24 protein-coding genes are annotated in these 24,525 nt (G+C 63.2%); 11 read left to right on the plus strand and 13 right to left on the minus strand.

Annotated elements, in window-relative coordinates:
- The first annotated feature begins 14 nt into the window (after positions 1–14).
- The 4 genes from HNQ39_RS07225 to HNQ39_RS07240 all read left to right on the plus strand — a co-directional run bounded on the left by HNQ39_RS07225 (position 15) and on the right by HNQ39_RS07240 (position 1,980).
- Positions 15–863: a 2-oxo acid dehydrogenase subunit E2 gene (locus HNQ39_RS07225; protein WP_184193269.1), complete on the plus strand. Its 849-nt coding sequence runs from the start codon at positions 15–17 to the stop codon at positions 861–863.
- Positions 864–878: 15 nt separating this feature from the next.
- Positions 879–1,109, plus strand: a complete 231-nt coding sequence (locus HNQ39_RS07230; RefSeq protein ID WP_184193270.1) for a hypothetical protein — start codon at positions 879–881, stop codon at positions 1,107–1,109.
- A gap of 195 nt (positions 1,110–1,304) precedes the next feature.
- On the plus strand, positions 1,305–1,556 hold the full coding sequence (locus HNQ39_RS07235) for a hypothetical protein (RefSeq protein WP_184193271.1): 252 nt from the start codon (positions 1,305–1,307) through the stop codon (positions 1,554–1,556).
- Positions 1,557–1,575: 19 nt separating this feature from the next.
- A complete protein-coding gene (locus HNQ39_RS07240; protein ID WP_184193272.1) occupies positions 1,576–1,980 on the plus strand; it encodes a hypothetical protein in 405 nt (134 codons plus the stop codon).
- Between the two features lie 132 nt (positions 1,981–2,112).
- On the opposite strand, the gene HNQ39_RS07245 is transcribed toward HNQ39_RS07240, so the two are convergent.
- Complete coding sequence (locus HNQ39_RS07245) at positions 2,113–4,005, minus strand: right-handed parallel beta-helix repeat-containing protein (RefSeq protein ID WP_184193273.1); 1,893 nt, start codon at positions 4,003–4,005, stop codon at positions 2,113–2,115.
- Positions 4,006–4,098: 93 nt separating this feature from the next.
- Here HNQ39_RS07245 and HNQ39_RS07250 point away from each other — a divergent pair, with 93 nt between their 5' ends.
- Positions 4,099–6,525 carry a sensor domain-containing diguanylate cyclase/phosphohydrolase gene (locus HNQ39_RS07250; RefSeq protein WP_184193274.1) on the plus strand — a complete coding sequence of 809 codons (2,427 nt, stop codon included), beginning with the start codon at positions 4,099–4,101 and terminating at the stop codon, positions 6,523–6,525.
- A 3-nt stretch (positions 6,526–6,528) separates the two neighbouring features.
- On the opposite strand, the gene HNQ39_RS07255 is transcribed toward HNQ39_RS07250, so the two are convergent.
- Genes HNQ39_RS07255 through HNQ39_RS07265 form a run of 3 tightly spaced genes read right to left on the minus strand, consistent with a single transcriptional unit; the run spans position 6,529 to position 9,211 of the window.
- Positions 6,529–7,569, minus strand: a complete 1,041-nt coding sequence (locus HNQ39_RS07255; protein ID WP_184193275.1) for a phosphatidate cytidylyltransferase — start codon at positions 7,567–7,569, stop codon at positions 6,529–6,531.
- Positions 7,566–8,309: an NTP transferase domain-containing protein gene (locus HNQ39_RS07260; protein ID WP_184193276.1), complete on the minus strand. Its 744-nt coding sequence runs from the start codon at positions 8,307–8,309 to the stop codon at positions 7,566–7,568. The genes HNQ39_RS07255 and HNQ39_RS07260 overlap by 4 nt, the downstream gene beginning before the upstream one ends.
- Positions 8,306–9,211: a diacylglycerol/lipid kinase family protein gene (locus HNQ39_RS07265; RefSeq protein ID WP_184193277.1), complete on the minus strand. Its 906-nt coding sequence runs from the start codon at positions 9,209–9,211 to the stop codon at positions 8,306–8,308. The genes HNQ39_RS07260 and HNQ39_RS07265 overlap by 4 nt, the downstream gene beginning before the upstream one ends.
- 103 nt (positions 9,212–9,314) lie before the next feature.
- Here HNQ39_RS07265 and HNQ39_RS07270 point away from each other — a divergent pair, with 103 nt between their 5' ends.
- Complete coding sequence (locus HNQ39_RS07270) at positions 9,315–11,039, plus strand: tetratricopeptide repeat protein (RefSeq protein WP_184193278.1); 1,725 nt, start codon at positions 9,315–9,317, stop codon at positions 11,037–11,039.
- Between the two features lie 59 nt (positions 11,040–11,098).
- The gene (locus HNQ39_RS07275; RefSeq protein ID WP_184193279.1) at positions 11,099–13,552 is read left to right on the plus strand and encodes a tetratricopeptide repeat protein; all 2,454 of its coding nucleotides are present in this window, start codon (positions 11,099–11,101) and stop codon (positions 13,550–13,552) included.
- A 121-nt stretch (positions 13,553–13,673) separates the two neighbouring features.
- Here HNQ39_RS07275 and HNQ39_RS07280 read toward each other — a convergent pair whose 3' ends face one another.
- Positions 13,674–16,277, minus strand: a complete 2,604-nt coding sequence (locus HNQ39_RS07280) for a bifunctional YncE family protein/alkaline phosphatase family protein (RefSeq protein ID WP_184193280.1) — start codon at positions 16,275–16,277, stop codon at positions 13,674–13,676.
- A gap of 186 nt (positions 16,278–16,463) precedes the next feature.
- A complete protein-coding gene (locus HNQ39_RS07285; RefSeq protein ID WP_184193281.1) occupies positions 16,464–17,291 on the minus strand; it encodes a sugar phosphate isomerase/epimerase family protein in 828 nt (275 codons plus the stop codon).
- Positions 17,292–17,321: 30 nt separating this feature from the next.
- On the opposite strand from HNQ39_RS07285, the gene HNQ39_RS07290 reads away from it, so the two are divergent.
- Positions 17,322–18,155, plus strand: a complete 834-nt coding sequence (locus HNQ39_RS07290) for a phytanoyl-CoA dioxygenase family protein (RefSeq protein WP_184193282.1) — start codon at positions 17,322–17,324, stop codon at positions 18,153–18,155.
- Here HNQ39_RS07290 and HNQ39_RS07295 read toward each other — a convergent pair.
- On the minus strand, positions 18,152–18,751 hold the full coding sequence (locus HNQ39_RS07295; protein ID WP_184193283.1) for a hypothetical protein: 600 nt from the start codon (positions 18,749–18,751) through the stop codon (positions 18,152–18,154). The two genes, HNQ39_RS07290 and HNQ39_RS07295, sit on opposite strands and share 4 nt — an antisense overlap.
- Positions 18,752–18,792: 41 nt before the next feature.
- Between HNQ39_RS07295 and HNQ39_RS07300 the strand changes: the two genes are divergently transcribed.
- Together HNQ39_RS07300 and HNQ39_RS07305 are read left to right on the plus strand one after the other, a co-directional pair.
- Positions 18,793–19,167, plus strand: coding sequence for a methylglyoxal synthase (locus HNQ39_RS07300; RefSeq protein ID WP_184193284.1), 375 nt, complete (start codon positions 18,793–18,795; stop codon positions 19,165–19,167).
- Positions 19,167–20,525, plus strand: a complete 1,359-nt coding sequence (locus tag HNQ39_RS07305) for a sulfatase family protein (protein WP_184193285.1) — start codon at positions 19,167–19,169, stop codon at positions 20,523–20,525. Before HNQ39_RS07300 ends, HNQ39_RS07305 begins: the two co-directional genes overlap by 1 nt.
- A 112-nt stretch (positions 20,526–20,637) precedes the next feature.
- Here the strand turns inward: HNQ39_RS07305 and HNQ39_RS07310 are convergent, their stop codons facing one another.
- From HNQ39_RS07310 to HNQ39_RS07335, 6 genes are read right to left on the minus strand one after another with little or no spacing between them, the layout of a single operon-like run.
- Positions 20,638–21,030, minus strand: coding sequence for a hypothetical protein (locus HNQ39_RS07310; RefSeq protein WP_184193286.1), 393 nt, complete (start codon positions 21,028–21,030; stop codon positions 20,638–20,640).
- Positions 21,005–21,817, minus strand: coding sequence for a sugar isomerase domain-containing protein (locus HNQ39_RS07315; protein ID WP_221289864.1), 813 nt, complete (start codon positions 21,815–21,817; stop codon positions 21,005–21,007). The genes HNQ39_RS07310 and HNQ39_RS07315 overlap by 26 nt, the downstream gene beginning before the upstream one ends.
- A 9-nt stretch (positions 21,818–21,826) precedes the next feature.
- On the minus strand, positions 21,827–22,558 hold the full coding sequence (locus HNQ39_RS07320; RefSeq protein ID WP_184193287.1) for an SDR family NAD(P)-dependent oxidoreductase: 732 nt from the start codon (positions 22,556–22,558) through the stop codon (positions 21,827–21,829).
- 3 nt (positions 22,559–22,561) lie between these two features.
- Positions 22,562–22,774, minus strand: coding sequence for a hypothetical protein (locus tag HNQ39_RS07325; protein ID WP_184193288.1), 213 nt, complete (start codon positions 22,772–22,774; stop codon positions 22,562–22,564).
- On the minus strand, positions 22,771–23,217 hold the full coding sequence (locus HNQ39_RS07330) for a DUF6932 family protein (protein ID WP_184193289.1): 447 nt from the start codon (positions 23,215–23,217) through the stop codon (positions 22,771–22,773). The genes HNQ39_RS07325 and HNQ39_RS07330 overlap by 4 nt, the downstream gene beginning before the upstream one ends.
- A gap of 37 nt (positions 23,218–23,254) precedes the next feature.
- Positions 23,255–23,665 carry a hypothetical protein gene (locus HNQ39_RS07335; protein WP_184193290.1) on the minus strand — a complete coding sequence of 137 codons (411 nt, stop codon included), beginning with the start codon at positions 23,663–23,665 and terminating at the stop codon, positions 23,255–23,257.
- Between the two features lie 24 nt (positions 23,666–23,689).
- On the opposite strand from HNQ39_RS07335, the gene HNQ39_RS07340 reads away from it, so the two are divergent.
- On the plus strand, positions 23,690–24,427 hold the full coding sequence (locus tag HNQ39_RS07340) for a hypothetical protein (protein ID WP_184193291.1): 738 nt from the start codon (positions 23,690–23,692) through the stop codon (positions 24,425–24,427).
- Positions 24,428–24,525 lie beyond the last annotated feature (98 nt).

Below are 24,525 nucleotides of genomic sequence, written 5' to 3' on the forward strand. Positions count from 1 at the left end.
GTTACTATATACCCATGCAACATCTCAAGCTGGGCGCACGGCAGCGCCTGACAACCTACCGGAAGATTGCGATTGCCGCGTGGAACCAGCCACGCGACCCGAGCACCTATGCCTGGGTCGAGCTGCCCGTGGCGGAGGCGGAGGCGTTTCTCAAGAGCTATGTCTCCTCAACGGGGCACAAGCCGACCCTGACACACTTTGTCGCCAAGATTATCGCGCACTGCCTGGAGAAGCACCCGGAGCTCAATCACTTGCTGCGCCAGGGCAATCTCTACCGCCGGGAGCGCACCGATGTCTATGTCACCACCCTGCTCAAGGGCGAGGGCTCGCTCGATCTCTCGGGGTTTACGTTGCCCAACGCCGCCAACGTGAGCCTGGGGGAGCTGGCACGCCTCTCCGCCGAGGCGGTGGATGCACTCCGGGCCGGCAACGATCCGGTGACTGCCAACACGGACCGGGTGGTGGGGGCGATTCCGGCCTGGGTCTTGCGGCTGGTGATGCGCTTCCAGAGCCTCTTTCAGTACACGTTTAACACGTCGCTGCGGGCACTGGGAATCCCCGACGACCGCTTTGGCTCGGTGGTGATCTCCAACTTCGGGCCGCTGGGGCTGGAGAATGGGCTGGTGCCGCTCTCGCCGTACTGCCGTTGCCCGCTGATGATTGGGATGGGCAAGCCGGTCAAGAAGCCAATTGTCGAGGGCGATCAGGTGGTGGTGGCGGAGTGCATCACGATTAGCTTTACGTTCGACCACCGCTACGCCGATGGTGCCCACGGCGCACAGCTGATGCGGCTCTTTACGAAGATCTTCCGCAATCCCAGTCGCTACAGCCATCTCTTTGAGGATGTTCTCGCCCAGCCGTAACCAAACCGCTGCCCCGTGCGTTTCTCTCTCCAAGCAATGGACGACTGGGGATTCTTGTTCTGGGGCGGCGTGCGCGTCTGCGTGCTCGCCTGGCTGGGGATTGTCTTCTTGCGCTGGCTCCTCACCCCGCCGCACTGGCGCGACGGCGAAGGCCCACTAATCGACGAAGGCGAGCGGATGGCGACCGAGTTCTCCTGGCTCCGCTGGTTCACCGACCGCCTCACGCTACGCTTCTGGCGCTGGTAGAAGTTGCCCGAGTGGCCCGAGGAACGAGTCCTCGGGCTTAAGAGGGCGACGGCTGCCTTCGCAGCCACCGAATCTAGTGGGCACGAAGGTCGGGTACCCGCTTGCGGGTGGATCGCCTTCTTAAGCCCGGACACTCGTTGTCCGGGGCTTCTCGTTGTCCGGGTTTCTCCCTTATCTTGTCAAGTATAATGCGCCATGGCTACTTTCTGGATTGCAATCGGGTTGGCAACCATCGTGGTGCTGGGCCTGCTCTATTGGTGGCGTCGCCCCGTGAGCTGGGAAGACGGCGAAAACAGTGCCCTCGAAGACGAAGGCCCCCTGCTCGATACGGATGGCGGGCGGTCCCGCTGGCGGTGGTTCTTCAGCTACGATGCCAATCGCCTGACCCAGTGGCTCTTCAATCTCAAGGACTGGTTTGAGAACGAAGGACGTCGCCGGAAAAAATAGGGTGGTAGACTAGCGCGTGATGAGTGACGACGACGAGATTATCGAGAGCATCTGGTACTCCACCGAGGGCGGGCGCAACCTGGGCAAGCCCGGCATGGAGGGCGGCTACATCCAGCGCGATGAGGAGCTGGGCAACCCGCAGGAGCCCGAGGACGCCGAGGCGCGCCTGACCCTGGAGTGTGTCGCCGACGAGCCCCGGCACTTCTTTGTGACAGCGCAGCTCTACGGCGGCTGGCTCTTTCTGACCGTGCGTCGGGAGACCCTGCCCGAGGCTGAGGCGATCTACAACACCCTCCGCGCCGAGCTGGAGCGCCTGGCTGCCCTCATGCCCTACGAAGGCGAGGGCCAGCGCGATGTGGCGATCCGTGCCGCACGCGCCGCCGAAGAAGCCGCTGCAGTGGAGCGGCGCTACGCGGATAACTAACCAACCCCTGCGTATTGCCTCCCCCTGCCGCTTAGACGGCTTTCCCCCTCCGGCTCCGCGAAGGGGGAGGGGCAAGCCTACCCCCCCCTTCACGAAGCTGGAGGGGGTCGCGCGCTAAAGCGCGGGGGGAGGTTATTTGTCGGCGGGGGGAGGCATTACCGGTGGAAACGCTGGGGGCACCGTGCCGGTGTAGGGCTTGCGCCCACGTGGCCCTGCGGCGTTGAGATCGAAGGGCACAAAGCCCAGCGCCAAGGCAGGCGAGCCCGGCTTGAGGCGGAAGTCGTCTTTCTCCGCATTGACAAAGCCCGGATCGGCGAGCGTACTGGTTGTGTCCTTGTCGCCTAGAGTCGGCTGCTTGCCCGCGGTGTTCCAGTAGAGGTTGTTACGCAGGAGAAAGTTCTTCCCCGGCGTCCCCGACCAGTTACTGCCCAGCAGGGGACCGTCGCGCCAGACCACGATAGTGCGCTCCACGGTAAACGAGAGGTGGTCTTCCGGGCGGGTGCGCATGAGCTGCGCCTCGGTGCCAAAGGCCAGGATATTGTTGCGGACGACATTCTCCTTGCCGTAGTGTTGGTGGAACGGGGCGCTCTTGGTGCGGTAGACCAGGTTATTCTCCGCGATTATTCCCGTCGAGCCCTCGTCGAAGTAGATGCCCCAGCCGCCGTAGTCGAAGCTATGGACATGGTGGATCTTGTTGTGATGCACGGTCGTCCCTGGCGAGACCCCTAGTGTGTAGATCCCGCCCATGTCCGACAAGACCCCTTGCCCGATCTGGTGGATATGGTTGTAGGCCAGCTCGTTGTGGTGCGCCCCGCTCTCGCCGTAGCCCCACGACCAGCCGGGGGAGATGCCGGTGTAGTAGAAGTCCACGATCTCGTTATGAAGAATCTTATTGCCCGGCGAGTGCCCGATCCAGACCCCCACGGCAGCGGGATGGAGCCGCCCGCCGTGCGCCAGCAAGCAGTCCGAGACCGTGATGCGCTCGGTGAGGAGGGTGGGGTTCTTCTGCACCCCTTGCTCCCCGATTCGTACGCCGCCGGCCCCAAGGTCGATCAGGGTGCAGCGGCTGACCGTGCTGTCTTTCGCGCCGGGGCCAAAGCTAATCGCCCAGTTGCCCGTGTTTCGGATCGTGCAGTCCACGAAGGCAATGCGCTGGCTATTGGTCACGCGGATCGCATCGGGGATATTCACCTCCGCCTGGTAGAACGAGTTTCCCTCGGGCGGGCAGAGCCAAGCGCTGTGGGCAAAGGTGAGCCCCGAGAGCGTGATGTCGGTCGCGCCGTCGATAGTGAGCAGGCTTGTCAGGCGCGGCACGAACACCCCGCGCTTGTTGGGGTTCTCGCCTGGCTTGCTGAGGTAGGTGAGGGTTTTGTCGTCGCGGTCCCAGTACCACTCCCCGGGCGTGTCGAGCGCCTCTTTCACATTGACCAGCCGGTAGCGCTTGCCCTTACCGATGGCCTGGTAGGGCTCTTTTCCAATCGTCTGCCCCATGAAGTGCAGCGTGTGCCCCGCCGCATCCACCGACTTAACCCGCATCCGTGCCATGGTCCAGATCTGGTAGCACTCCACCTCGATATCGGTGAGGTTGCGCCAGGCAGGGATGATATCGCCGGGCGTGTAGACCAGGCTCTGGTAGCCGCGCTCGCCCGGCGCGGTATCGGCTGCGACCGTGTAGTAGCCCGCCTTGGGCAGGGTCGGGCGGTAGCGACGCTCCTCCCCCAGATAGAGCTGCTCGACGGGGCTCTCCCAGCGCACCTGCCAGCGGCCCGGAGCCACTTCCTTCCAGCCCGAAACTTGGACTCCCCCGGAGAGCACCGGCACCTCACCCTTCTCCGCGACTAGCTCCAGGCCGCTGTGCGCCTTGCCTAGCACCAGCGGCTCGGTCAGCGGATAGAACCCGCCGCGTAGGATGATCCAGCGGGGGCGCTTCGCCAGCGCCGCGTGGAGACTCGCGAGCGGCCTCGCCTTGGTTCCCGGGTTGGCATCGTCGCCCTTGGGCGAGACATAGAGAGTGGCGCTTTCCATGCCCTAGAGTTCTCTCCTGCAGACCTGCTCTCCTCCACAGGTAAGCTTCTGAAGAAAGCGTGCCGATCATCAGAGTGAGCTCTTAGCAATCAAATGCGTAACCTGCCGCGATCTGCACAGAAGATTCTGTGGATAAACTATATTCTGGGTGCTGCAATTGCCCTTCGTGCAGTTGTCTACAATGCCGTCACACCTCCTAAAATCGACGTAGAGCTCATTGTCTACGCGGTCTTTGCGGTGCTCGCGGGGAGCCGTAAGGTCAGCCTGATGCGCCACAAGACCCTCGCGGATGTGGGCTCGATGTCGCTGGCCTTTGTCCTGACCTTTGCGGCGATGCTACGCTTTGGGCCGCAGCTGGCGATCTTTATCGGGGGGCTCTCGGTGCTCTCGGGCTGCCTCTATCCCAAGCGCCACCCGTTTCACCAGCTCCTCTTCAATGTCTTTGTCAATACCATCTCTACCGGGTGTAGTGGCCAGCTCTATCTCTGGATCAACGGAGGACAGGCGGTCACCGGGATCGAGGCGGCCCCGGCGATCACGGCGGCGTGCCTGGCTTTTTATCTGGTCAACACGGGCTTTGTCTCCCTGATTCTGGGCGCGGTTCTCGGGCAGCAAACCACCAAGGTCTGGCAGGAGAAGTTTCTCTGGACCGCCCCCAGCTACTTTGTCGGAGCGCTCACGGCGACACTGGCGGCGGTCCTGCAGCAGCGGTACTTGCTGATCGTGATCTCCTGCGGCATTCCCGTGGGCTACCTCACCTTCCGCTCCTACAAGATCTACTCCGACCAGGCCGAGCAGATGCTCCGTGGCAAGGAGGAGCTGGCCGATCTCTACCTGGCGACCATCAAGAGCCTCGCGCTGGCGATCGATGCCAAGGATGCCTACACCCACCAGCACATTCTGCGGGTCCAGCACTACGCCATGGCGATCGCGCGGCAGCTGGGGCTGACGGGCGCGGAGCTGGAGGGGGTCAATACCGGGGCGCTCCTCCACGATATCGGCAAGCTGGGGGTCCCCGAGTATGTCCTGCTCAAGCCTGGCAAGCTCACCCCCGAGGAGTTCGATAAGATCAAGCAGCACCCCCGCATTGGCGCGGATATCCTGGCCGATATTCCCTTTCCCTGGCCCGTGCTGCCCGGCGTAAAGTACCACCATGAGAAGTGGAACGGCATGGGCTACCCCGAGGGCCTCAAGGGCGAGGAGATTCCCTTCCAGGCGCGCATCCTCGCGGTGGCGGATGTCTACGATGCCCTGACCTCGAACCGCTCCTACCGCGGGGCCTGGGAGCATAGCCGCGCGGTCAAGACCATCCGCGAGGACTCGGGGATCCACTTTGACCCGGTCGTGGTCGAGGCGTTTCTGGCCGTGATCGATGGCGTGGTCGAGGAGATGGCGAGCCGTGGGGAGGGGCCCCTGGCACCAAAGACCAAGCAGGTGGCTGTCGAGACAAGCCACACCCAGCGCGCCGTGCGCGACATCCAGCGGGCATCATCGGAGCTCTGGGCACTCTACGAAGTGGCGCAGACGCTCTCGTCGAGTATTGGCCTGGAGGAGACCCTCGATATCCTGGCGCGCAAGCTTGAGGCGATTATTCCCAATGTGGGCTGTGTGTTCTTGATGCGTGAGTCGGAGGGGAGCCTCTTCGAGGTACGGGCGGCGGTGGGGATCAACCGGGAGTTCTTCCTGAAGGCGCGCACCAGCTCGGAGACAAGCCTCTCACAGCAGGTAGCGCTGACCGGCAAGACCTACTGTGGGGAGTACGAGCGCGACGATATCCTCGTGCAGAGCTCTCCTGGGGCGCAGTGGATCGAGCTGGGCTCGATGATGGTGGTGCCGATAATCCACCAGGCACAGACCCTGGGCACCATCAATCTCTACCACCCTGATGCCCATGCCTTCAGCACCCACGACCAGCACCTCCTAGAGACGATCGCCGCGCGTGCAGCGCTGGCGCTCTACAACGGGCTGCTCTTTGAGCGCACGCGCAACCACGCCCACACCGACCCGCTCACGGGGCTTTATAACATTCGCTATGTCACGCAAACCGTCGAGGAGCTCTGTGAGCGAGCTAGCTCCCAGGAGCGCTTTAGCTTGATCTGTGTGGATCTAGATAGCTTTAAGCCCATCAACGACCTCTATGGTCACCAAGAAGGCGACCGGGTCCTGCGTGACCTCGCCGAGCTCTTGAGGGAGGCAGTTGCGGAGTCGGATATCGTCGCACGCTACGGTGGCGATGAGTTCTTGATTGTCTGCCAAGGGGCACCCTCACGCCAGGTGGAGCGGCTGGCACAGAAGATTCGTGAGACCGTCCAGGGCTACCAGACCTGTCTGTTGCACCCCAAGCTCGGCCAGCTACGGCTCGGGGCGAGTGTGGGGGTGGCTACCTTCCCCGACGACGGCAGCGACTGGCCGTCACTGCTCTCCGTGGCCGACCAGCAGATGTACCAAGACAAGGCCGAGCGCAAGCTGGGGCGGCTGATCGAGACCGAGCCGGGGCGGGTCCTCGCCGAGGCGGCCTGAGGCTCACTCTCCGATGTAGCGGACCACCAAGAGCGCCAGGTAGTAGTAGGCGATGGGGGCGGTAAACAGAAGCGAGTCGAACCGGTCCAGGAGCCCCCCGTGGCCGGGCATGATCCCCCCGAAGTCCTTGATTCCTAGATCGCGCTTGATCGCCGACTCACAGAGATCACCGACTTGCCCCAAGGCTCCGAGAATTGGCCCGAGGATCAGGCAGTGGTACCACGGCAGGTGCGCCCACGCCCCCCAGAGCAGGGAGGTGACGGTCGCGGTGATAAGACCCCCGATGGCCCCCACGACTGTCTTGTTGGGCGAGAGCGAGGGGGCGAGCTTGCGGCTGTTCTTGCCAAAGCGCACCCCAAAGGCATAGGCTCCCGTGTCGGTCATCCAGGTGACCGCCAGGACATAGAGCGTGAGCCAGGCACCGTAGCCGACCCGTGGCCCGTGGCCCCAGGGCAGGGGAATCTCGATGCTCTTGCCGGGCAGGAGAGAGCGCAGGAAGATGAGGTACGAGAGGAGCCAGCCGACATAGGCGACCCCAAAAAGCGTCACCCCCAGGTTGGCCACCGGCTCCGACTCCCGGCGTAGCACCTGGTTGATCAGGGTCATGATGGTCAGCACGACCAGCATCACGGGCAGAAAGTCGACCAGGCGGCCCCGGCTGACATTCCAGGCGGCGAACTGTAGCACCACGACCCCGATATAGGCCAGGCGCTCGTTGGGGCGGAAGCGGTGCTTGAGCGCACGGAAGTACTCCCCGGCACAGATCAGGGCGATCAGCGCCACCCCGAGCGTGAAGACAATCCCCGGAAAGCGCTCCGGCCAGACCTCGACAAAGATCAGGGCCAGGATCAGGGGAATCCCAATGAAGGCCGAGAGCAGGCGCAGGGGCAGGCCCGGCGGCATGGCATCGCGGACGGCCTTGGTGCGCTCCTCCGCCTCTTGGGCGACCTCGCGGGCGAGCTTGGCGGCGCGCTCCTGGGCCTCACGCATCTGCTCCTGCGCCAGCCGGAAGCGGTCTTGGGCATCGCGGATTGGGTCGCTCATGAGGCGGCGAGCCTCTTCAAGTAGAGCCACTCCTCGTGGGTGTCGAGGTCGCAGGCGAGGTGCGGATGGGCATCGGGGACCACGCGGCAGCGGCAGCCGGTGAGCGCGGTCGCCCGTGCCTCCGCCGCCGCGACCGTGAGCTGGCCCGTGGCAAACTTCAGGGCAAAGCCTAGGCCGAGCAGGCGTGCCATTTCCCACTGGCTCTTACGGGCGTTGAAGGCGCGCTCGAGCAGGGCGCGGTTTCGGGCGATCGCCGCGGGGCGCATCAGAAACACCGAGCCGCCTGTGAGCTCGCCGTCGCGCAGCTTGGTCCAGGCACCCGGCGTGCCGGGAAAGCGTGCCTCGTAGCGCTGGCGGTCGGTGATCGGGAAGATGAGGTCGGCGTCGCTGGGGGCGTTCTCCACCAGCCAGCGCACCGACTCCGCACAGAGAAAGGGGAGATCGGAGGCCGCGAAGAGGGCAAACCCCTCGCCCGCATCGACCGCGCTCAGGCCACGGCTCAGGTTCTCGATCCCGCTCTCGCCCTCGTCGAGCAGGCGCGCGGAGCCCGTGTGTTCTCGCAGGACAGCCGGCCCTACGACGACCGTCTCCCGCACCACCCCCGAGCCTTCCAGCGCTCCGAGCACGCGTCGCAGGAGCGGAGTTCCCTCAAAAGGGATCAGTGCCTTCACCGAGTGCCCCGTCGCCTCCGCCAGCGCCCCCTCCAGCCGTCCCCCCGCTGTCACGACCGCCGGGATCACCGAACCAGCACTTTCAGCTCACGGGGGCGCACCTCGATCGTCATGGGGGTCAGCCCGCGCACCTCCCCGTCGATATTGAGCGGCTGCGGCGGGATGGTCCCCACTTCTAGCTTGCGCACCTGAAGCATCTCCACCGCGGGGTGGTTCAGGTGCTGCCCCGATGCCACGAGCTGGATGACGGGGATGAGCTTTAATTTCGACATCTCCTTGATGATCATCACATCGAGGCGCCCATCATCGACCTCGGCGTGGGGAGCGGCCTCCATCCCCGCGGCGTAGACCTTCCCATTGAGCACCGAGACCATAAACGCCCGCAGCTGCCGCTTCTCGCCATCGTCGGCGGTGATTGTCAGCGCAAAGGGCTTGTACTTGGCCAGGGTCTTGAAGATCGCAAGGCGGAACGCCAGCTGCCCACTGACAAACTTGATGCTGGTGTTCATCGTGTGCATCACCGCCGCATCGAAGCCCGTCCCCGCGTTGTTGATGAACGGAGTGCCATTGATCATCCCCACATCGATCCGCTTAGTCACCCCCCCAAGGATCGTCGCGCAGGCCTCACGGGTCTCCAGGACCAGCTTGAGGTTGCGCGCCATGTCGTTGCCGGTGCCCACGGGGATAATCCCCAGAGTGGCCTCGTGCGGGGAGTCGCCATCGGCCTTGGCCTGCAGAATCCCCCGCATCACATCGCCTACCGTCCCATCGCCCCCAAAGGCAACCACTACCTCGTGCTTCTTCGCACCGGCACGGGCCAGCTCGATCGCATGGCCGGGGCGCTGGGTCGGAACCCACTCAAATGCGGGACCCAGGTGCGCCTGTGCTTCTTCTTTGCGCTTTGCGCCCTGTCCTCGCCCGGCGACCGGGTTGAAGATCACCAAACCGCCCTCGCTGACTAGATGTTCCATGAGGCGATTGTAACGTAGGAACATGCTTTGGGGCAATGGGCTAAAGGTCCTTGTTACGCCTCTGTAACGATTCTTGCGTAAAATAGAGCCAAGGAACAACACCATGAACCGAGCTTTTGGCCTCGTCTTTCTTGCCACTGCCTGCGTTGCCCATGCGCCCGTCTTCGCGCAGACCCGTGATGCGCTTCTTCAGCAAGCCGATGCCCTGACTCAGAAGAAAAGCTGGACGGAGGCGGAGGCGCTCTACCAGAAAGCGATCGCAATCGACTGGAAAGACCCCCTGCCTTGGTCCCAGCGGGCGGCCAGCCGCGAGGCGCAGGGAAACTGGACTGGTGCCATCGACGATAGCTCGGTCGCGCTGGTGCGGCTGGCGATGCAGGGAGCTCCCGTCCAAGCCCGCGCCCTGGTCTATCTCCGTCGCGCGGAGTGCTGGCGCAAGAAGGACGAGCCGCTCCGTGCCTTTGTCGATGCACAGGCCGCGACGACCCTCGACAATAAAAACGCGCGGGCTTGGGCGCTCTGTGCCGATCTTAGCTACCAGCTGGGGGGGCTGGAGCTGGCGAAGACGTTTCTGCAGAAGGCCACGGCGTTGGACGCCGCTCTGACACGCCGCTTCACCGCGGAGGAGGCGCAGGCCAACGCCAAGCGCACCCCGCTCTTTGGGGCCGAGGGCACCGACGAGGCCCTTGCCAAGGCGCTGGCGGCGCACCAGCAAGGGCGTCTGGACGAGGCAAAGGCGGGCTACACCGAGGCGCTGACACGAAACCCGCTCAATGTTACTGCCTGGGCGAACCGGGCGCTCGTGCTCCAAGCACAGAACCACGATACCGAGGCCATCCCCGACCTCTCCACGGCGGTCACGCTGGCCGGGATGAGCGGCGATGCCGAGTTACTGACACGCGCGGTCCTCAACCGCTACGATGCCTACCTGCGGCGGGCACGTGCCTTTGAGCGGGAGACCGACCTGGACTTTGCCGAACTGCTCTGTGGCCAGCTGGAGAAGAAAGATCCAACGGGGACCGAGGTGCCGCTGCTTCGGGTACGTGTCTGCCTGGGGCGTCTTGACCGGGCGGGAGCGATTCAGGCGCTCACCCACCGCGAGACCCTGATTCGCCTCAAAGGCGCGGTCCCCAACCTGCTCGTGCGGGACCAGCGCCTCGCGGAGACCCTGGTGATGCGGGCCAAGCTCTTTCTGCGCGACGACGACCCGCTCAAGGCCTCGGTCGATGCCGTCTTGGCCACCGCCCTCAATCCTGAGAGTGGCGAGGCCTGGCTCGCGCGCGCCGATGCCTACTACGCGCTGGGGCAGCTCGACGATGCCCAGGCGGCTCTCCGTGAGGCCGAGCGCAAGGTGCCCGAGCAGGCAAAAAACCGCCGCTTCGATGCCACAATCGCCGCACTCCATGCCAAGGCGTACCTGCCGATTGCCCACAACGACGATGCAGCGGGGCTGGCACTGGCCACCGACGAGCGTGCCAAGGCTAGCAAGGCGCTTGAGGAGAAACACGACGACGACGCACTGGCACTCTTTGTCCGTGTCTCCCAGCGCCGCCCCGACCAGCTCCCCGGCTGGGAAGGGCGCACGGTGGCGCAGTTCAACCTCAAGCACTACGACAAGGCACTGGGAGATGCCATCCCCCTCGTCAGTATCGCCCTGACCAAGAGCTCGGAGAAGTTCCAGGTCCCGATGCTCCTGCTCCGTGCACGGGTCTACGCCGCGCTAGACCGCTCCCAAGAGGCCCGCGATGACTGCCAGCTCGCGCTGAAGCTCGCCCCCGAGAGCAAAGAGGCCAAGGAGCTAGGGGAGGCGCTGAGGCAAAAGAAATAAGTAGGTTTGTAACGCTGCCGTCACGATTTAACTATAGACTGCTTTTTAGGAAGAAAGCCATGAATCGATTTTCGTATGCTCTGCCTCTTACCGCCGCTCTGATCGGCACCGTTAGCACTCCCACTCCGACCCTTGCCCGCACCCAAGAGAGCCGCCCGGAGCTGATGAAGCGCGCCGAAGCACTCACAAGCGCCAAAGACTGGGCCGCTGCCGAGCCGCTCTACAACAGGGCCATCGCCCTCGATCCCAAGGACCACATGGCCTGGCTGATGCGTGGCTTCGTGCGCTCCCAGAACAGCAACCTCGATGGCGCGATCTCCGACGACACGAGCGGGCTGACGGCGCTTGCCCTGGGGGAGGGGACGGCGCACCTGCGGGCGATTGGCTACACCAACCGCGGCGATGCCTGGCGCTCCAAGAACGAGCCGCTCCGTGCCCTGGTCGATGCCATCGCGGCCTGTGTCTCCGAGGAGGGCTTTGCTGCCGCCTGGTCGTTGCGTGGGGATGCACAGTACCTCCTGGGGAACCTGGAGCAGGCGAAGATCTGCCTGGACAAAGCCCTGGCGCTGGACAAGAGCCGCACCCGCACCTACACTGAAGAAGGAGCACGTAAGAACGCCCAGAGCCACCGCACCATCGATGAGAAGGTCGATATCGAGCCCTTGTTTAAGGAGGCACTGGCTGCGGAGAAGGCAGGCGATACCACGAAGGCCATGGCGGGCTACACCGAGGTCATTGAGATTCGTCCCTTGACCGCTGGTGCCTGGGGAAACCGCGGCGGGCTCCACTTTAAGGCCAACCGCTTGGACGCCGCCCTGGCCGACTACTCGACCTCCATCACGGTCTCCTCAATCGGTAAGCAGCTGGAGAGCATGGCGCTGGACCTCACCAACCGGTCACTGGTCTACTCGCGGCTCGGGCGTCTCGCCGAGGCGGTGAACGACCTGGAGCTTGCGGTAAAGGTCAAGCCAGACTACACGCGGGCGGTTGAGTTCCTGAAGACAGCTCGTGAGAAGCTCGCCGCCGCGCCCTCGGCGGCACTGCCGCCGCTGGAGCGTGCGAAGAAGTATGTCGAGGAGGCAGAGAAAGCCGGGCTCTTCAACGCGGCCCAGCCTCGGGCCGCTGCAAAGAGAATCCTTGAGGAGCTGCTCGCCGCCGAGCCTAAGAACGCCGCGGCACTGGTGCTCCAGGGCAAGCTCGCGAACCTGGGGATGATCGGGGTGGTCAAAGAGGCGCGCGAGTTCTTTGACCGTGCGCTGGCCGCCGACCCCAACAACCCCGATGCGCTCTACGAGCACGCAGTGGCCCTCACCAGTAGCTTCACGGCGACCGATGCAGACCGGGCGCAGGCACTTAAGGAGCTCAAGCAGGCCGTCGCACGAGGGCGGACCGATAGCGCTGCACGCCTGAAGCTCGCGGATGCCCTGAGCGGAGCAAAGGACTTCACGGGCGCAGGGGAGCAGCTCGATCTCGTGGTGCAGGCTGAGCCCAAGAACCCGGACTACCTGGTCAAGCGCGCGGTCCTACGTCAGCAGCAGAAGGACTGGGGTAAAGCACTCACCGACTGGAGCCAGGTGCTCGCGCTGAAGCCGACTCCGGGAAACTACGCCAGCCGCGGGGATGCCTATGTCGAGAACAAGCAGTACGCCGAGGCGATTGCGGACTTTGACAGAGCGATTGCACTGGCTCCCAAGGACGCGGACCATCTGGTGGGGCGGGCGCGGGCCAAGCGGCTCAAGGGCGATAGACCAGGAGCACTCGCGGACTACACCAAGGCACATGAGCTCGACCCCACCCTGCCCGCGGTCGCGGCCAACCTCTCCGACGCCGACAAGGCCGAGGCCGCCCGCCACGACTTCAAGCGTCTGATGGGCAAGATCGCCGAGTCCAGCAAGCAGCTCAGCGAGAGCTCCGCCGCCCTCATCAAGGCCGAGCGCGCCCAGAAGAAAGCCGAGGACCGCCTCCGCCGGCTGCTGGTGGGCGACAAGCGCACCGATGCCCAGATCCTAGAGGAGTTTGAGAGCGATCTGAAGTCGAATGTGCTGGACGAAGAGGACTACTTCGACCATGCCCACGTGCTCGCCCGCCAGGAAAAGTACGCCCAGGCAATCGTGGACTGCACCAAGGCCATCGCGCTGAAGGCTGACTACAGCGATGCCTACAACTTCCGTGGCGTGCTCTACGAGACCACGAAAGACTTTGAGAGAGCATTCGCGGACTACGACAAGGCAGTCTCGATCCGGCCTAAGAGCGGGACGTATCTACGTAACCGGGGCGATATCCACTACGAGCTCAAGCGCTTCAACGAGGCCTGGGCGGACTACGACAAGGCGGTCGCCGACGATCCTAAGGAGGCCCTGAACTACTTCAAGCGCGGCAATGCCAGCTTCCAGCGCGGCAAGTACGACGATGCGATTGCTGACTACACCAAAGCCCTAGAGCTCAAGCCAGACATGAAGGCCGCCGCCGACAACCGCGAGGTCGCCAAGCGCCGGAAGGCGGCGGGGGGGTAGGGGGAGTTTGGCATCCCTCCCGGCATCCCTCCCCCCGGCCCCCTCCCTTCGTCCCCGCGAAGCGGGAAACAGAGCGAAGGGAGGGGCCGGGGGAGGGATGCTGAGGCATGCCCTATCTCCCTTACTCGTCCCCATCCCCATCACTTCCCGTGGGCGCTTGGTACAGCGCACGGGGGAACGGAATACCGGGGCGCTGGGCGCTCCAGATCGCCCGTGCGACCGTCTCGGCGTCGGCTTTGTCCACATCGTCCCAGTTGAGCTTCTCGCACGCCTCGGCGAGGCGGCGGGCCTCACCGGAGAGAGCGACCTTGCCGGGGTTGAGCTCATCGAGGGGGATGCGGTTGGGGAGTGCGGCGAACGGCGTGAGGTCCGGCGTGCTCGTAAAGCAGCTTGTCAGAGGGGTGGCGGTGCGGTCAAAGCGGTTCATCGCCGGGAAGCCTAGGGTCAGGCCGATCGTGCGGATAAAGCTCGTGTGGTTGAAGAGCGTGCTATTGACACTGCCGCGCCGGGTGTAGGGCGAGATGCACAGCGCGACTGTCCGGTGACCGTCCACGTGGTCCACCCCAAACTGCGAGTCGTCCTCGATCACCAGGATCAGGGTCTCTTTCCAGAACTTCGACTTGCTGAGGCGCTCCACAATTCGGCCCAGCGCCAGGTCGTTGTCGGCGACCGTGGCGCGTGGGGTCGGGCCACCGGCGCGGGTGCCCGCCGTGTGGTCGTCGGGGAGGAGTAGGATCGAGAGGTTTGGCATCTTGCCGTCTTTTTCGAACTGGTCGATATCGGCGAGATACTGGTCGGCGCGCCACTGGTCGGAGACGGTCGAGGGGAAGCCGATGTAGGTGGGGTGGAGCAGGGGCCGGAGCGCGGCGTTGTCCGTGCCCGGCTTCATTGCGTAGCGCTTCCCGCCGCTCTTGTAGTCGTCCCAGAGTGTCTTCCAGCCGGGGCGTACGGGCTTGCCGGTCTGCGTGTCGGTGATCACGGGCTTGTTGACAAACTCGCCGTAGACCCGCACGGACTTCTTCTTGGCGACCGCCGCGGTCCACAAAAAACCTGTCGGGGAGCCCGAGAGCGCATCGCCACCGTCGTAGGGGTACGAGCGCGTGTGGGCGGCGTAGTTGTGCTCCATGTAGTCATTGGCGACAGCAGAAACACTCCACTGGTGACCGTCGGCGGAGTTCGTCCCGCTGGTGTAGGTATTGTCGAGCAAGACAAACTGCCGGGCCAGCGCGTGGTGGTTGGGGGTGACTTCCTCGGGGAAGAGCGCCAGCTTGGGGTCGCCGTTGCCCTCCTTCATGTCCCCAAAGACATAGTCGTAGGTCTGGTTTTCCTTGATGATGTAGACCACGTGCTTGAACACCGATGGCTCCCCAACACGCTCGGGCACGGGCACGGGCGCGACCCCACGCCGGGCGGGTCTCTCTGCCATGCCCCAGCGGTTGTTCTCGGCCACGACCTTGGGATCGGCGATGGTCGGCGGCGTGAACTGGACGAGTCCCAGTGTCCCGTGCACCCCCGATGCCGGCGATGGTTTCTCGCGCAGCGTTCGGCTCCCGTAGCCCTTGCTACTTGCTACAACCAAGCCCCCCCCGCCCCCATGCATGGGGGAGCCTGAGAGGGCAATCGGGTACCAGCCGGTGGGGGTGTAGCCGAGAATCTTGCCCGTCGCCAGCTCGACATGCGCGATCGCGTTGGCACCGCCACAGGCCACGTAGGCGACTCTTTCATTGCTACTGAGCGCGACCGCGGTGGGAATCTGCCCAAAGCCAGGGTCTTGCTCGGGGGCCAGAACAAAGGCGCGGGTGACTTTGGCACCAACAACGTCCAGCACTTGTAGCGTGTCGTCGTCGCTGCTGGCGACGTAGAGCGTCTTGCTGTCTTTCGTGAAGGCCAGCCCCGACGGCTGCCGGCCCGCTTCCACTTTTCGCGCCGTCAGGCTCGCCGTATCGACCAGTGCCACACTGCCGCTCTTGGCCGCGTCGGTCTTGGTGTCGATCCGAATCGCCGTGCCCGCCGAGTCCGCGCTGGCCTCGTTTTTACCTGCGACGCGCCCGCCCCGGCATGAGACCGCGAGTGTCTTGCCATCAGGCGAGAGGCGTAGGTGATAGGGAGCCGCATCGACGAGCACCGTGCGCTCGGTCTTGCCCGTGGTGAGGTTCACGACTGCGATCACGTTGCGAATCCCCATCCCCACATAGAGCCGCGCCCCATCGGGGGAGATCGCAAGCCCGGTGAGCTGCGGATCGCCGGTCTGCCGGCCACGCCCTTGGGTTCCCGCCGCGATATCCGGGTCGCCGAGCGCACCCACGGAGTCGATCGTGAGCTCTTTGTCTTTCTTCCAGCCGCTCTCGCTCTTGGCAAAGCGCGCGACTTTTCCCCCCGCTAATGTCGCGTAGAGTGCCTGCCCGCTCGGCTCCCAGACAATCCCCAGTGGCCCCGCCTCGATTCCGGCGACGCTCGCGACTGACTCGCCCGTGGCGCTGTAGAGCGCAACCTGGTTCTGCGCCAGCACCGCCACGAGCGCACCATCGGGCGAGACCGCCACATCCTTGGGCCGCGACGCCCGCAGGGTCTGCAACTTCCCCACAGGCGTGATGCGCTGGTTCGACGATACCAACGCCGCGCCGCCGGCCTGCTCCCCAATCTGCTCGACTCGTCCTTGTGTCAGCCCCATGGTCATGGCTCCCAGGCCAAGCACCAGCGCCAATCCTGCCCCTTGTGTCTTCATGTCGATAGGATACCAAATTACCGGGGAGGGTTGATTAAATTGTCTTGTGACCGTGGTTTTAGCCAGGACGGTAAACGTCCGGCTGTAGGGCCTTTGGCCGCCTCCTCGTTCCTCGTCGGTACAATTTCCGAGCGGAGCGAGGCGGCGGAGGCACGACGCCCCATAGCCGCACGATTTCCGTGCGGGTTAGGAACCAAACAGCTCGCGTGCCTCGGTGATGCTGCGCTGGTCGGTATCGGTGCGGGAGAGGGACTCGGGCGTGCCGGGCTCCCAGCCTTGCTCGATATAGACCGGGATGGTGGGGCAGTGCTGTGTTACGTAGGCCGCGATGGGGGTAAAGTCGATGTCGCCGCCTTGCTGGAAGCTCTCGGTAAAAATGCCGCCCTGGGTCTGGCGCAGGTGCAGACAGCAGAGGCGCTCGCCGTAGAGGGAGAGCAGGGTCTCCACCGCGACCTGGCTACCGCCGCAGCCACGGTGCACCCACTGGGGATCGAAACAAAAGCCCATGAGCTCGGCAGGAACTGCGGCCAGCATGGCGTGGAGCTCGCGCGCCCCGTGGCGCAGCTCGGCATCGTGGATGTGGTAGGCGACCAGGACGCCCTCGGCACTCAGGGTGCTACAGAGCGCACGCAGGGCACGGCCTTGCAGGCGCAGCTGGTCGTCGGTCTTGTCCTGCGGCTTGCCCCACGCCAGCGGCTCCGCATTGATCGTCAGGCACTGTGCGCCCCGCGCCTTGGCCCAGAGTGCCGCCTCGGTGAGCGCATCGAAGCTCGCCTCGGCACCGGGCTCGTGCAGGCGGACATTTCGGTAGGTCGAGAGCAGCGCCAGCCCGTGCCTGTCCATCGCCTTCCCTAAGCGCTCCCGATCCGCCGCGTCCTCCGAGAGAAAGGGCTCAAAACAGCTCGCCCCCGCCGCTTTTACACTGGCGAGTGCCTCATCGTAGTGGTCTTCCAGGCGCTTGAGCCGCCGCCCGTAGTGCTGGCCCCACCGCCAGGCTCCGATTCCTAGTTGCATACGCCCGCATTTTAGAGCAAAATCTAGAATATGGAAACAACGGCGCTACCGTTCCGCCTCACCGACGATGAGCGAAGGCACTTTAACGAGCAAGGGTATCTGATTGTCGAGGACGCACTCAACCGCGAGCAGGTCGCACGCCTGACCGCCCTCACCGACACGGTCCACGAAAAGAAGCTCGCGGCAGGCTTCGATCCGCACACGGCTCTCTTCTACCCTAACTTCATCCCCGATGCCCCGGAGTTCGCGGACTTAGTGGACTACGAGAAGATTCTACCAAAGGTCTGGGGCATTCTGGGCTGGAATATCTACCTCTACCACGCGCATCTGATCGTCACGCCGCCCTCGGGCAAGCCGCGCGACAACAAGACCTTTGGCTGGCACCAGGACAGCGGTCGGGTCAACCAAGAAATGGAGAGTCACCCGCGTCCGCGCCTCTCGCTGAAAGTGGCGTATTTTCTCTCCGACACCAGCGAGGAGGGGCGCGGCAACTTCTGGATCATCCCCGGGAGCCATTTAGACGACACCCTCACGCTCCCGGAGAACCGCGAAGGCCAGCCCGCGGGCGCGATTCCCGTGAAGGTGAAGCCCGGCACCGCGGTGTTCTTCGACCGGCGCCTCTGGCACACCGCCAGCCCCAACTGGAGCGAGATCACCCGCAAGATTCTCTTCTACGGCTACGGCTACCGCTGGATTCGCACCAAGGACGACATGACGGTCCAGGACCTCTGGCCCCACTCCGATCCGATCCGCAAGCAGCTCCTCGGCTACGGCACCAACTGCAACGGCTTCTACTCGCCCACCGACGACGATGTCCCGCTGCGGGTCTGGCTCCGAGAACACTCCCCCGACGAGGCACGCTAACTCGCGATGGTAAGCAGAATTCCTAGTAGTCGCTCGATGGGGTGGAGGTACTCCTCGTCTCCGTCTATCTCCAGGTGATCGTCGGTGAGTCGGAGAAAGCGCCAGTTGCTTCCGGTGGTGACGGCGCCGTAGAGAATGGGGAGTGTACTGTCTTCGCGTGCATTGAAGATGCGGGCGGCGACCAGCTCGGCGGCACACTGCGCCAGCCCGAGGTTGATCTTCTCGTTCTTGGCCTCGACCACGGCAAAGACAGGCGCATGGATGGAGTATGGGTTGCTGTCGCGGGAGAGCAGGTAGTCGCAGTAACCGTTGAGACCGCGCTCGGCATCCACGTTGAAGTCCACACCGGAAAATAGGCTAATTTGTTGGTCGCACTGACGGCGTACCTCCGCCAGAATCGGCATGATGAGCAGCTCGGAGCGGGCTTTCTCGGTTCCAATGGCTAGTGCCAGAGGCTCGTACTCGCGGAGGGCGGTTCGAAGAAAGTCGCTAGGAGTGGCGGTGTACTCGCTGTCGAAAAGGCGGGCCTGGAACGAAATGGTCAGGCCAAAATCCCGCCGCAAGACGGAGAGATCGGTGAAGTTTGAGTAGGCCATGCGCTCAGTATACCGTCTTGTATCCAAGGTAAAATGGGCGCATGAGTGACGAAAAGTACGTGGCGCTGATCGCCCACGATGGACGGAAAGATGTGATGGCGGACTTCGTGCGACGGCACAAGAAGCGCCTCGACGGCCTGCCGCTGGTGGCGACGGCGACCACGGGGGGGATTATCGAGGCGGAGACGGGCCTGGACGTAAAACGCGTGCTCTCGGGGCCGCGCGGCGGGGACCTCCAGATCGGAGCGATGATCGCGGAGGGGAAGGTGCGCGCCGTGGTGTTCCTACGCGACCCCCTCACCGCGCACCCGCACGAGCCGGATATCAACGCCCTGATGAAGGTCTGCGATATTCACAATGTCCCGCTCGCCACCAATATCGCCACGGCAGAGATGCTGCTGGACAACTTAAAGTAATGAAACAGCCCAATATTCTTGTCTTTCTCACCGATGACCACGGGCCGTGGGCGATGGGCTGTGCGGGCAACAAAGAGCTGCACACGCCCGCGATGGATTTTTTGGCCCGCACCGGGGCACGGATGACCCATGCCTACACGCCGGGGCCGGTCTGCTCGCCGGCGCGTGCGAGCTTTTGGACGGGGCGCATGCCATCGCAGCACGGGATTCACGACTGGATTCAAGAGCCAACCCGCCCGACCATTCGCTTGCAGGGCGAGGTCAATCTGGCAGAGCGGCTCAAAGCAGCGGGCTACCAGACAGGTCACTTTGGAAAGTGGCACTGCGGCGCGAGCTGGGAGAAGCAGCCGGGCTTCGACGACTACCTCGGGGAGAATAAAGAGCAGTACCCGCACAAGGGAGTCTGTAAGTTTACGCACAACGGTGTCCCCGTGGAGCACAATGGTCACCGGGCGCCGTTTGTGACCAAAAAGGCGCTGGAGTTCTTGGAAAAGCGCGATAAAAACCGGCCGTTCTTTTGCTTTATTGGGCATGTGGATACGCACTCGCCGTTTACGATGCACCCGGAGCGGCTGGTCGAGAGCCATGCAAAAGACAGTTTTTCGGACATTCCCAAGGAGAAGTATCTCGGGAACGCGGCGCGGGTGCCGGGGAAGCTCCCCGATGCGAAAGAGCACCGGCGCCGGCTGGAGCAGTACTACGCCGCCGTAGAAATGATCGACGAGCAAGTGGGGCTGGTTTTAGACTATCTGGATGGAATCGGGGAGCTGGACAACACACTGGTGGTCTACACGGGCGACCATGGGCACATGAACGGGCACCACGGGCTCTACTTTAAGGGTAACGCCACCCAGCCGCCAAACTTCTACGACGAGAGCATCCAGGTTCCTTGTGTCCTGCGCTGGCCCGGTCAGATCGCGGCGGGGACGGTGAGTGCGGCCCCGGCCAGCCACTGCGATCTTTTTCAGACGGTGCTGGCGGCCGCAGGCGCTCCCGCGCCGGGCTACGATGGGCCGGGGCATAGCTATCTTGGCTTGCTGGGAAACGCCGTCGATAGCAAGTGGGGCGATGCGAGCTTTTGTGAGTACGGAACCGCGCGAATGATTCGCACGCCCAAGTGGAAGCTGGTCGTGCGGTACGCCCCCCAAGCAACCGGCGATGAGCTCTACGACTTGGAGCGCGATCCGCGGGAGACGAAAAATGTCCTCGGTGACCCTAAAAACGCCGCCACGATTGTGGAGCTACGGGAGCGCTTGGACGCGTTTTTTGCTAAGTACACCCAGCCCGGCCGCGATGGGCGGGAGCTCGCCGCCAAGACCCCGGATTTCTTCAACGATAGCAAGCTCTGGCATCCTTGACCGGGCGCCGGGCATTAAAATACCCGGCAGAAAGTAAGGAGCGTCCCGGGGACGCACAAATTTAGGGGCTTTGCGCGTCCCCGGGACGCTCCCCCAATCCGAGGCGGGTATTTTACCGCCCGACAAAAAGAAGAACCAGCAGCAAGACAAGATAGACCGGCCAGATCGTCGGTTTAAACAGGTGCGCGATCCAGAAGCCCGCCTTGTCTAGCTCGGGGTGGGGGGTCATGCGAAAGAGCTTGGCGCGACGGATACTGGCCCTGTGGTAGAGGCGGTGGTAGCGGCGCTCGTGGTAGAGAAACGTGGCATCGAGGCACCAGAACACTAGGATCGGAACGAGGGCAACCAGGTAGACAAGCGGCGTGTCGCGCTTATGGGCAAACACGGCGACCCCTATCGTCAGAGTCACCGCCCAGCCTTTGATCAGAAATCCGTTGTTCGCCAGCCGCGCAATCACCGCCTGGATCATCTCCAGATGTTTACGCCGGTCGTCCTCCTGTGCCATCGTTTCCTCCTACCGACTCAAAGAGCCGCGCCAGTCGGTGCGCGTGCTCGTCGTACGCCGCTTGAAAAATCTCCACGCTCCGGGCGGAGCCCACCGCCACCGCTCCGGCTAGGGCCAAAGGCGGCTTTCCGGCTTCCGTCAGCAGCTTCGCCGTCTCCGCCTTCATGCAGTTCACCAGCATCGCCCCGCCCACGGTGGAGCCCGGCGCGACCTTCATCTCCATCCCCGGAATCTGCACTATCGCATCGCCAATCGGTGCGCCCGTGTCGAGGACAATCTCGGCGAAGTCCATCAGCTTCTTCCCATCGCTGCGCTTGCTCGCCGATGCCTCCGCGTGGACTTTCGAGACAATCGCCACCACGGGAATCCCCCGGCTCTGGAAAATCTCGGCAAGCTCCACCGGCACTAGGCTACACCCCGACGACGAGATAATCAGCGCGGAGTCGGTGGGTTTGAGATCAAAGTTACGCAGGATCTGTTCCGCCAGCCCCGAGACATTCTCCAGGAACATCGCCTGACGCTGGCCATTGGCGCCCACGACGAGGTTATGGAAGCTCAGTGAGAGCTCGACTAAGGGATTCCAGCCGGGGTAGGAGCCGTAGCGTGGCCACATCTCCTCGACCATCATGCGGCTATGCCCGGAGCCAAAGACATGGACCATGCGCCCGGTCAGGATCGTGGCGGCAAACAGCGCCGCCGCTTGCTGCATCGCCGCTTCCTGCGCCGCGACTGTCTCCACCATCTGGCGACAGGCTTCTAGATACGAAAGGGTTGGACTACTACTCACGCCCTCATTCTACGATACAGACCAGCCGCCGTCTACCGTGAGGGTCTGCCCGGTGATCTGCGCGGCGCTCTCGCTCAGCAAGAACAGTGCGGCCTTGGCGAGCTCGTCGGCATCGAGCAGATCCTCGGCGAGGGGCTGCTTGGTCTTCATGAGCGCTAGAATCTCGGCATCACCCTGGGCGCGCTGGCTCATGGGCGTGCGCACCAGCCCCGGCGCGACCGCGTTCACCCGAATCTTCTGCGGCGCGTAGTAGGAAGCGAGTGTCGTCACCAGACTCAAGATCGCGCCCTTACTCGCCGCGTAGGCATGGGTCGCAAACTTCCCCGGCTCTGGGTGTGTCGCCAGCACCGACCCCGTCAGCACCAAACTCCCTCCCGTTCCCTGCGCCAGAAACTGCGTGAGCGCGGCGCGGGCGATAAAGAAAGTTGTGTCCAAGTTCAGCGCGAACGTCTGCCGCCAGCCCTCGTCGGTGCAGGCGTCCAGCGGCCCATCCCCAAACCGCCGCCCCGACCCACCGACCACGCAGAACACGCCATCCAGGCTCCCCAGCTCCGCCACCGCCGCCGCCACCGCCGCCGTCGCCTGTGCGGAGTCGGTCAAGTCCGCCGCAAAATACGGCACCCCGAGCGCCGCGCAGTCGTCGGCGTGCAGGCTCGTCACAAAAACTTTATGCCCCGCCGCCGTTGCCAGCCGCACCGTCGCCGCCGCAATCCCCGTCGCGCCCGTAATGAGAAGGTTCATGCGCTACGCGGCTTTAGGGTGTTGCTGCCGTTGACGAAGCAGATAGTCACAGACATCAGCTTGAAGCTGGCCAAGCTGCTTATCATAGCCCTCTGCGGCGAGGGGGATCAAAGCCGGTTGGGTCTCAGCGAGGTGGCGGCGCATGGCCTCCTGCATACCCTTAAAGCTCGCAATTTGGTTCAGGGCGATCTCAAGTTGGTCTTTTGTCTCAATCATAGGGTTAGTTCCACTAGTCCTTTCGGTTTCTTATCTTTGTTGAAATCGAAGCCATCTAGGCGGCAGAACTCTGGGAACTTGCGTAGGGCGGCTTCGGAGAAAAAGAGAAGGTCAGCTTTGTAGAGCTCTTTGCATACCTGGTAGTTGAGGAGCAGCTGGGCCTCTTGATTCTGAACCAAGATTTCCTCGATACCTTCTGCTCCAATGAAGATTGCATCGAAATCACCAGGATTGAGCTTCGTGGAGATAAAGCTCCCATCAAGCAACAGGCGACCTCTCAAACCATGGCCGCGTGCCCGGTCTCGCCAGAGGAGTAAGCGCTCAAGAATTTGTTGTCGTTGTGTTCCGGGCTCACCGCCAAATGTTTGGCACAACTCGTCCCAGGTGATGGCATGATGTCCTTCTGGGAGCCAGCCATCGTCACGAAAATCAGGGAGTGCCATCGCGAAAATTATATCGCACCGCCGCTGTTCGCTTCGCTCAGATTTGCTCACGGGAAAAATAGAAAGGCAGGAAGTTCTTCCGTTGCTTGACATATTGAAAGCGAACTCGCCACTGCCCATATCTATCGTCGTTGTAACTCAGAAGTAGCTCCATCTTGCCTGGGGAATCGCCAAAGTAGAGTCCTTCCAGACAGTAATCTTCTTGTGGCTCCCGTACAAACGCCGCGATATAGCGTGTGGCCGTCTCAAGGAGCGCATGAAGCTGTGGCAGAGCCAGCTCCACAAAAGGGAGGTGAGTGGAATCAAAGTCCTCGGGCGTGCCAGGGAGCTCGATTTCTAGGGGAAAGCAGAGCGTCGGATCAGGAGCGATCCCGAGGTCGCTTGCCTCCAAACGTGCCAACCAAGCACTCTCGCTCGGCCAGTAGGTTAGTTTCTCCAAAATTGGCATGGCTGGTTCAGTGTACAATAAGCCGTGGCAATTGAGCACTTTGAGCGTCCCTTCACCGATGATGAGCGGGATACGCTTCAAGACCTTGTGGCTCACCTGGAGCAGGAGCTTGCGGAACCTCCGAAGCGCCGACCTGGGGCGAGGCATCCGCGAACGGTTCACCTGCGTGTGACAGCACTGCTTCTCTTTGCTTTGATCGTGTTGGCGCAAGACCCCACACGACTGCACTTTTGGTGCCTGGTTATCCTGCTCAGTCTTGTGTTTTTATGGTGGGGCTACCCTCAGCGGCGGCACGCCTGGGAGCTGCGGGAAGTGGAGCGGGAGGAGATGCGAACTGCTTGGCGACCCCCGCGCGAACGAACATTAAGCGATGCGCGTCTTGCGCTACAGAAGGGCACGATCCATGAAGCACGCCTGACTGCCGACGCGCTGGTGGCTTTTGACGATGATGAGTACTTTCTTGGCTTCTACCGCGTCGAAGAGAGGCTCTGGCTGTGTCTCGAAGCTCTTGACGACTGGCCGGTGCGCTCCGAGTTTACGATCTGCTGGCACGAAGCGCGATGGCCTTATATTGCCACATCAAGTGGGAATGCGCTGGAGATTATCAAGCCGCAATGGGAGGATGACTCTCCAGCGTGGGAATTGGTCTCTTGGGAGAATGGTGATCTCTTTGAGCTATCGCTCGATGAGCTTCTCACGGTGACACCGCAAGTGTTTGGGAAAGCACTCCGTGGGAATTTGTTCTCGTCTCCCGCACGATAAACGTGGGGCAATGGGGCGTTCCGCCGCGCCTTCGGCGGTAAAAACGTGTACCGACGAGGAACGAGGAGGCGGCCGAAGGCCCTACAGCCGGACGTTTA

Origin of the sequence: Armatimonas rosea (genome assembly GCF_014202505.1) — a bacterium.
In the GTDB taxonomy this organism is placed as follows: Bacteria; Armatimonadota; Armatimonadia; order Armatimonadales; family Armatimonadaceae; genus Armatimonas; species Armatimonas rosea.

What these genes read in the sequence shown, in the direction of transcription:
- HNQ39_RS07225 (WP_184193269.1), top strand. Translation starts at nt 15, where the DNA reads ATGCAACATCTCAAGCTGGGCGCACGGCAGCGCCTGACAACCTACCGG.
- HNQ39_RS07325 (WP_184193288.1), bottom strand. Translation starts at nt 22,774, where the DNA reads ATGATTGAGACAAAAGACCAACTTGAGATCGCCCTGAACCAAATTGCG.
- HNQ39_RS07295 (WP_184193283.1), bottom strand. Translation starts at nt 18,751, where the DNA reads ATGGCCTACTCAAACTTCACCGATCTCTCCGTCTTGCGGCGGGATTTT.
- HNQ39_RS07285 (WP_184193281.1), bottom strand. Translation starts at nt 17,291, where the DNA reads ATGCAACTAGGAATCGGAGCCTGGCGGTGGGGCCAGCACTACGGGCGG.
- HNQ39_RS07250 (WP_184193274.1), top strand. Translation starts at nt 4,099, where the DNA reads ATGCGTAACCTGCCGCGATCTGCACAGAAGATTCTGTGGATAAACTAT.
- HNQ39_RS07335 (WP_184193290.1), bottom strand. Translation starts at nt 23,665, where the DNA reads ATGCCAATTTTGGAGAAACTAACCTACTGGCCGAGCGAGAGTGCTTGG.
- HNQ39_RS07310 (WP_184193286.1), bottom strand. Translation starts at nt 21,030, where the DNA reads ATGGCACAGGAGGACGACCGGCGTAAACATCTGGAGATGATCCAGGCG.
- HNQ39_RS07270 (WP_184193278.1), top strand. Translation starts at nt 9,315, where the DNA reads ATGAACCGAGCTTTTGGCCTCGTCTTTCTTGCCACTGCCTGCGTTGCC.
- HNQ39_RS07275 (WP_184193279.1), top strand. Translation starts at nt 11,099, where the DNA reads ATGAATCGATTTTCGTATGCTCTGCCTCTTACCGCCGCTCTGATCGGC.
- HNQ39_RS07330 (WP_184193289.1), bottom strand. Translation starts at nt 23,217, where the DNA reads ATGGCACTCCCTGATTTTCGTGACGATGGCTGGCTCCCAGAAGGACAT.
- HNQ39_RS07245 (WP_184193273.1), bottom strand. Translation starts at nt 4,005, where the DNA reads ATGGAAAGCGCCACTCTCTATGTCTCGCCCAAGGGCGACGATGCCAAC.
- HNQ39_RS07235 (WP_184193271.1), top strand. Translation starts at nt 1,305, where the DNA reads ATGGCTACTTTCTGGATTGCAATCGGGTTGGCAACCATCGTGGTGCTG.
- HNQ39_RS07290 (WP_184193282.1), top strand. Translation starts at nt 17,322, where the DNA reads ATGGAAACAACGGCGCTACCGTTCCGCCTCACCGACGATGAGCGAAGG.
- HNQ39_RS07240 (WP_184193272.1), top strand. Translation starts at nt 1,576, where the DNA reads ATGAGTGACGACGACGAGATTATCGAGAGCATCTGGTACTCCACCGAG.
- HNQ39_RS07265 (WP_184193277.1), bottom strand. Translation starts at nt 9,211, where the DNA reads ATGGAACATCTAGTCAGCGAGGGCGGTTTGGTGATCTTCAACCCGGTC.
- HNQ39_RS07320 (WP_184193287.1), bottom strand. Translation starts at nt 22,558, where the DNA reads ATGAACCTTCTCATTACGGGCGCGACGGGGATTGCGGCGGCGACGGTG.
- HNQ39_RS07300 (WP_184193284.1), top strand. Translation starts at nt 18,793, where the DNA reads ATGAGTGACGAAAAGTACGTGGCGCTGATCGCCCACGATGGACGGAAA.
- HNQ39_RS07255 (WP_184193275.1), bottom strand. Translation starts at nt 7,569, where the DNA reads ATGAGCGACCCAATCCGCGATGCCCAAGACCGCTTCCGGCTGGCGCAG.
- HNQ39_RS07305 (WP_184193285.1), top strand. Translation starts at nt 19,167, where the DNA reads ATGAAACAGCCCAATATTCTTGTCTTTCTCACCGATGACCACGGGCCG.
- HNQ39_RS07280 (WP_184193280.1), bottom strand. Translation starts at nt 16,277, where the DNA reads ATGAAGACACAAGGGGCAGGATTGGCGCTGGTGCTTGGCCTGGGAGCC.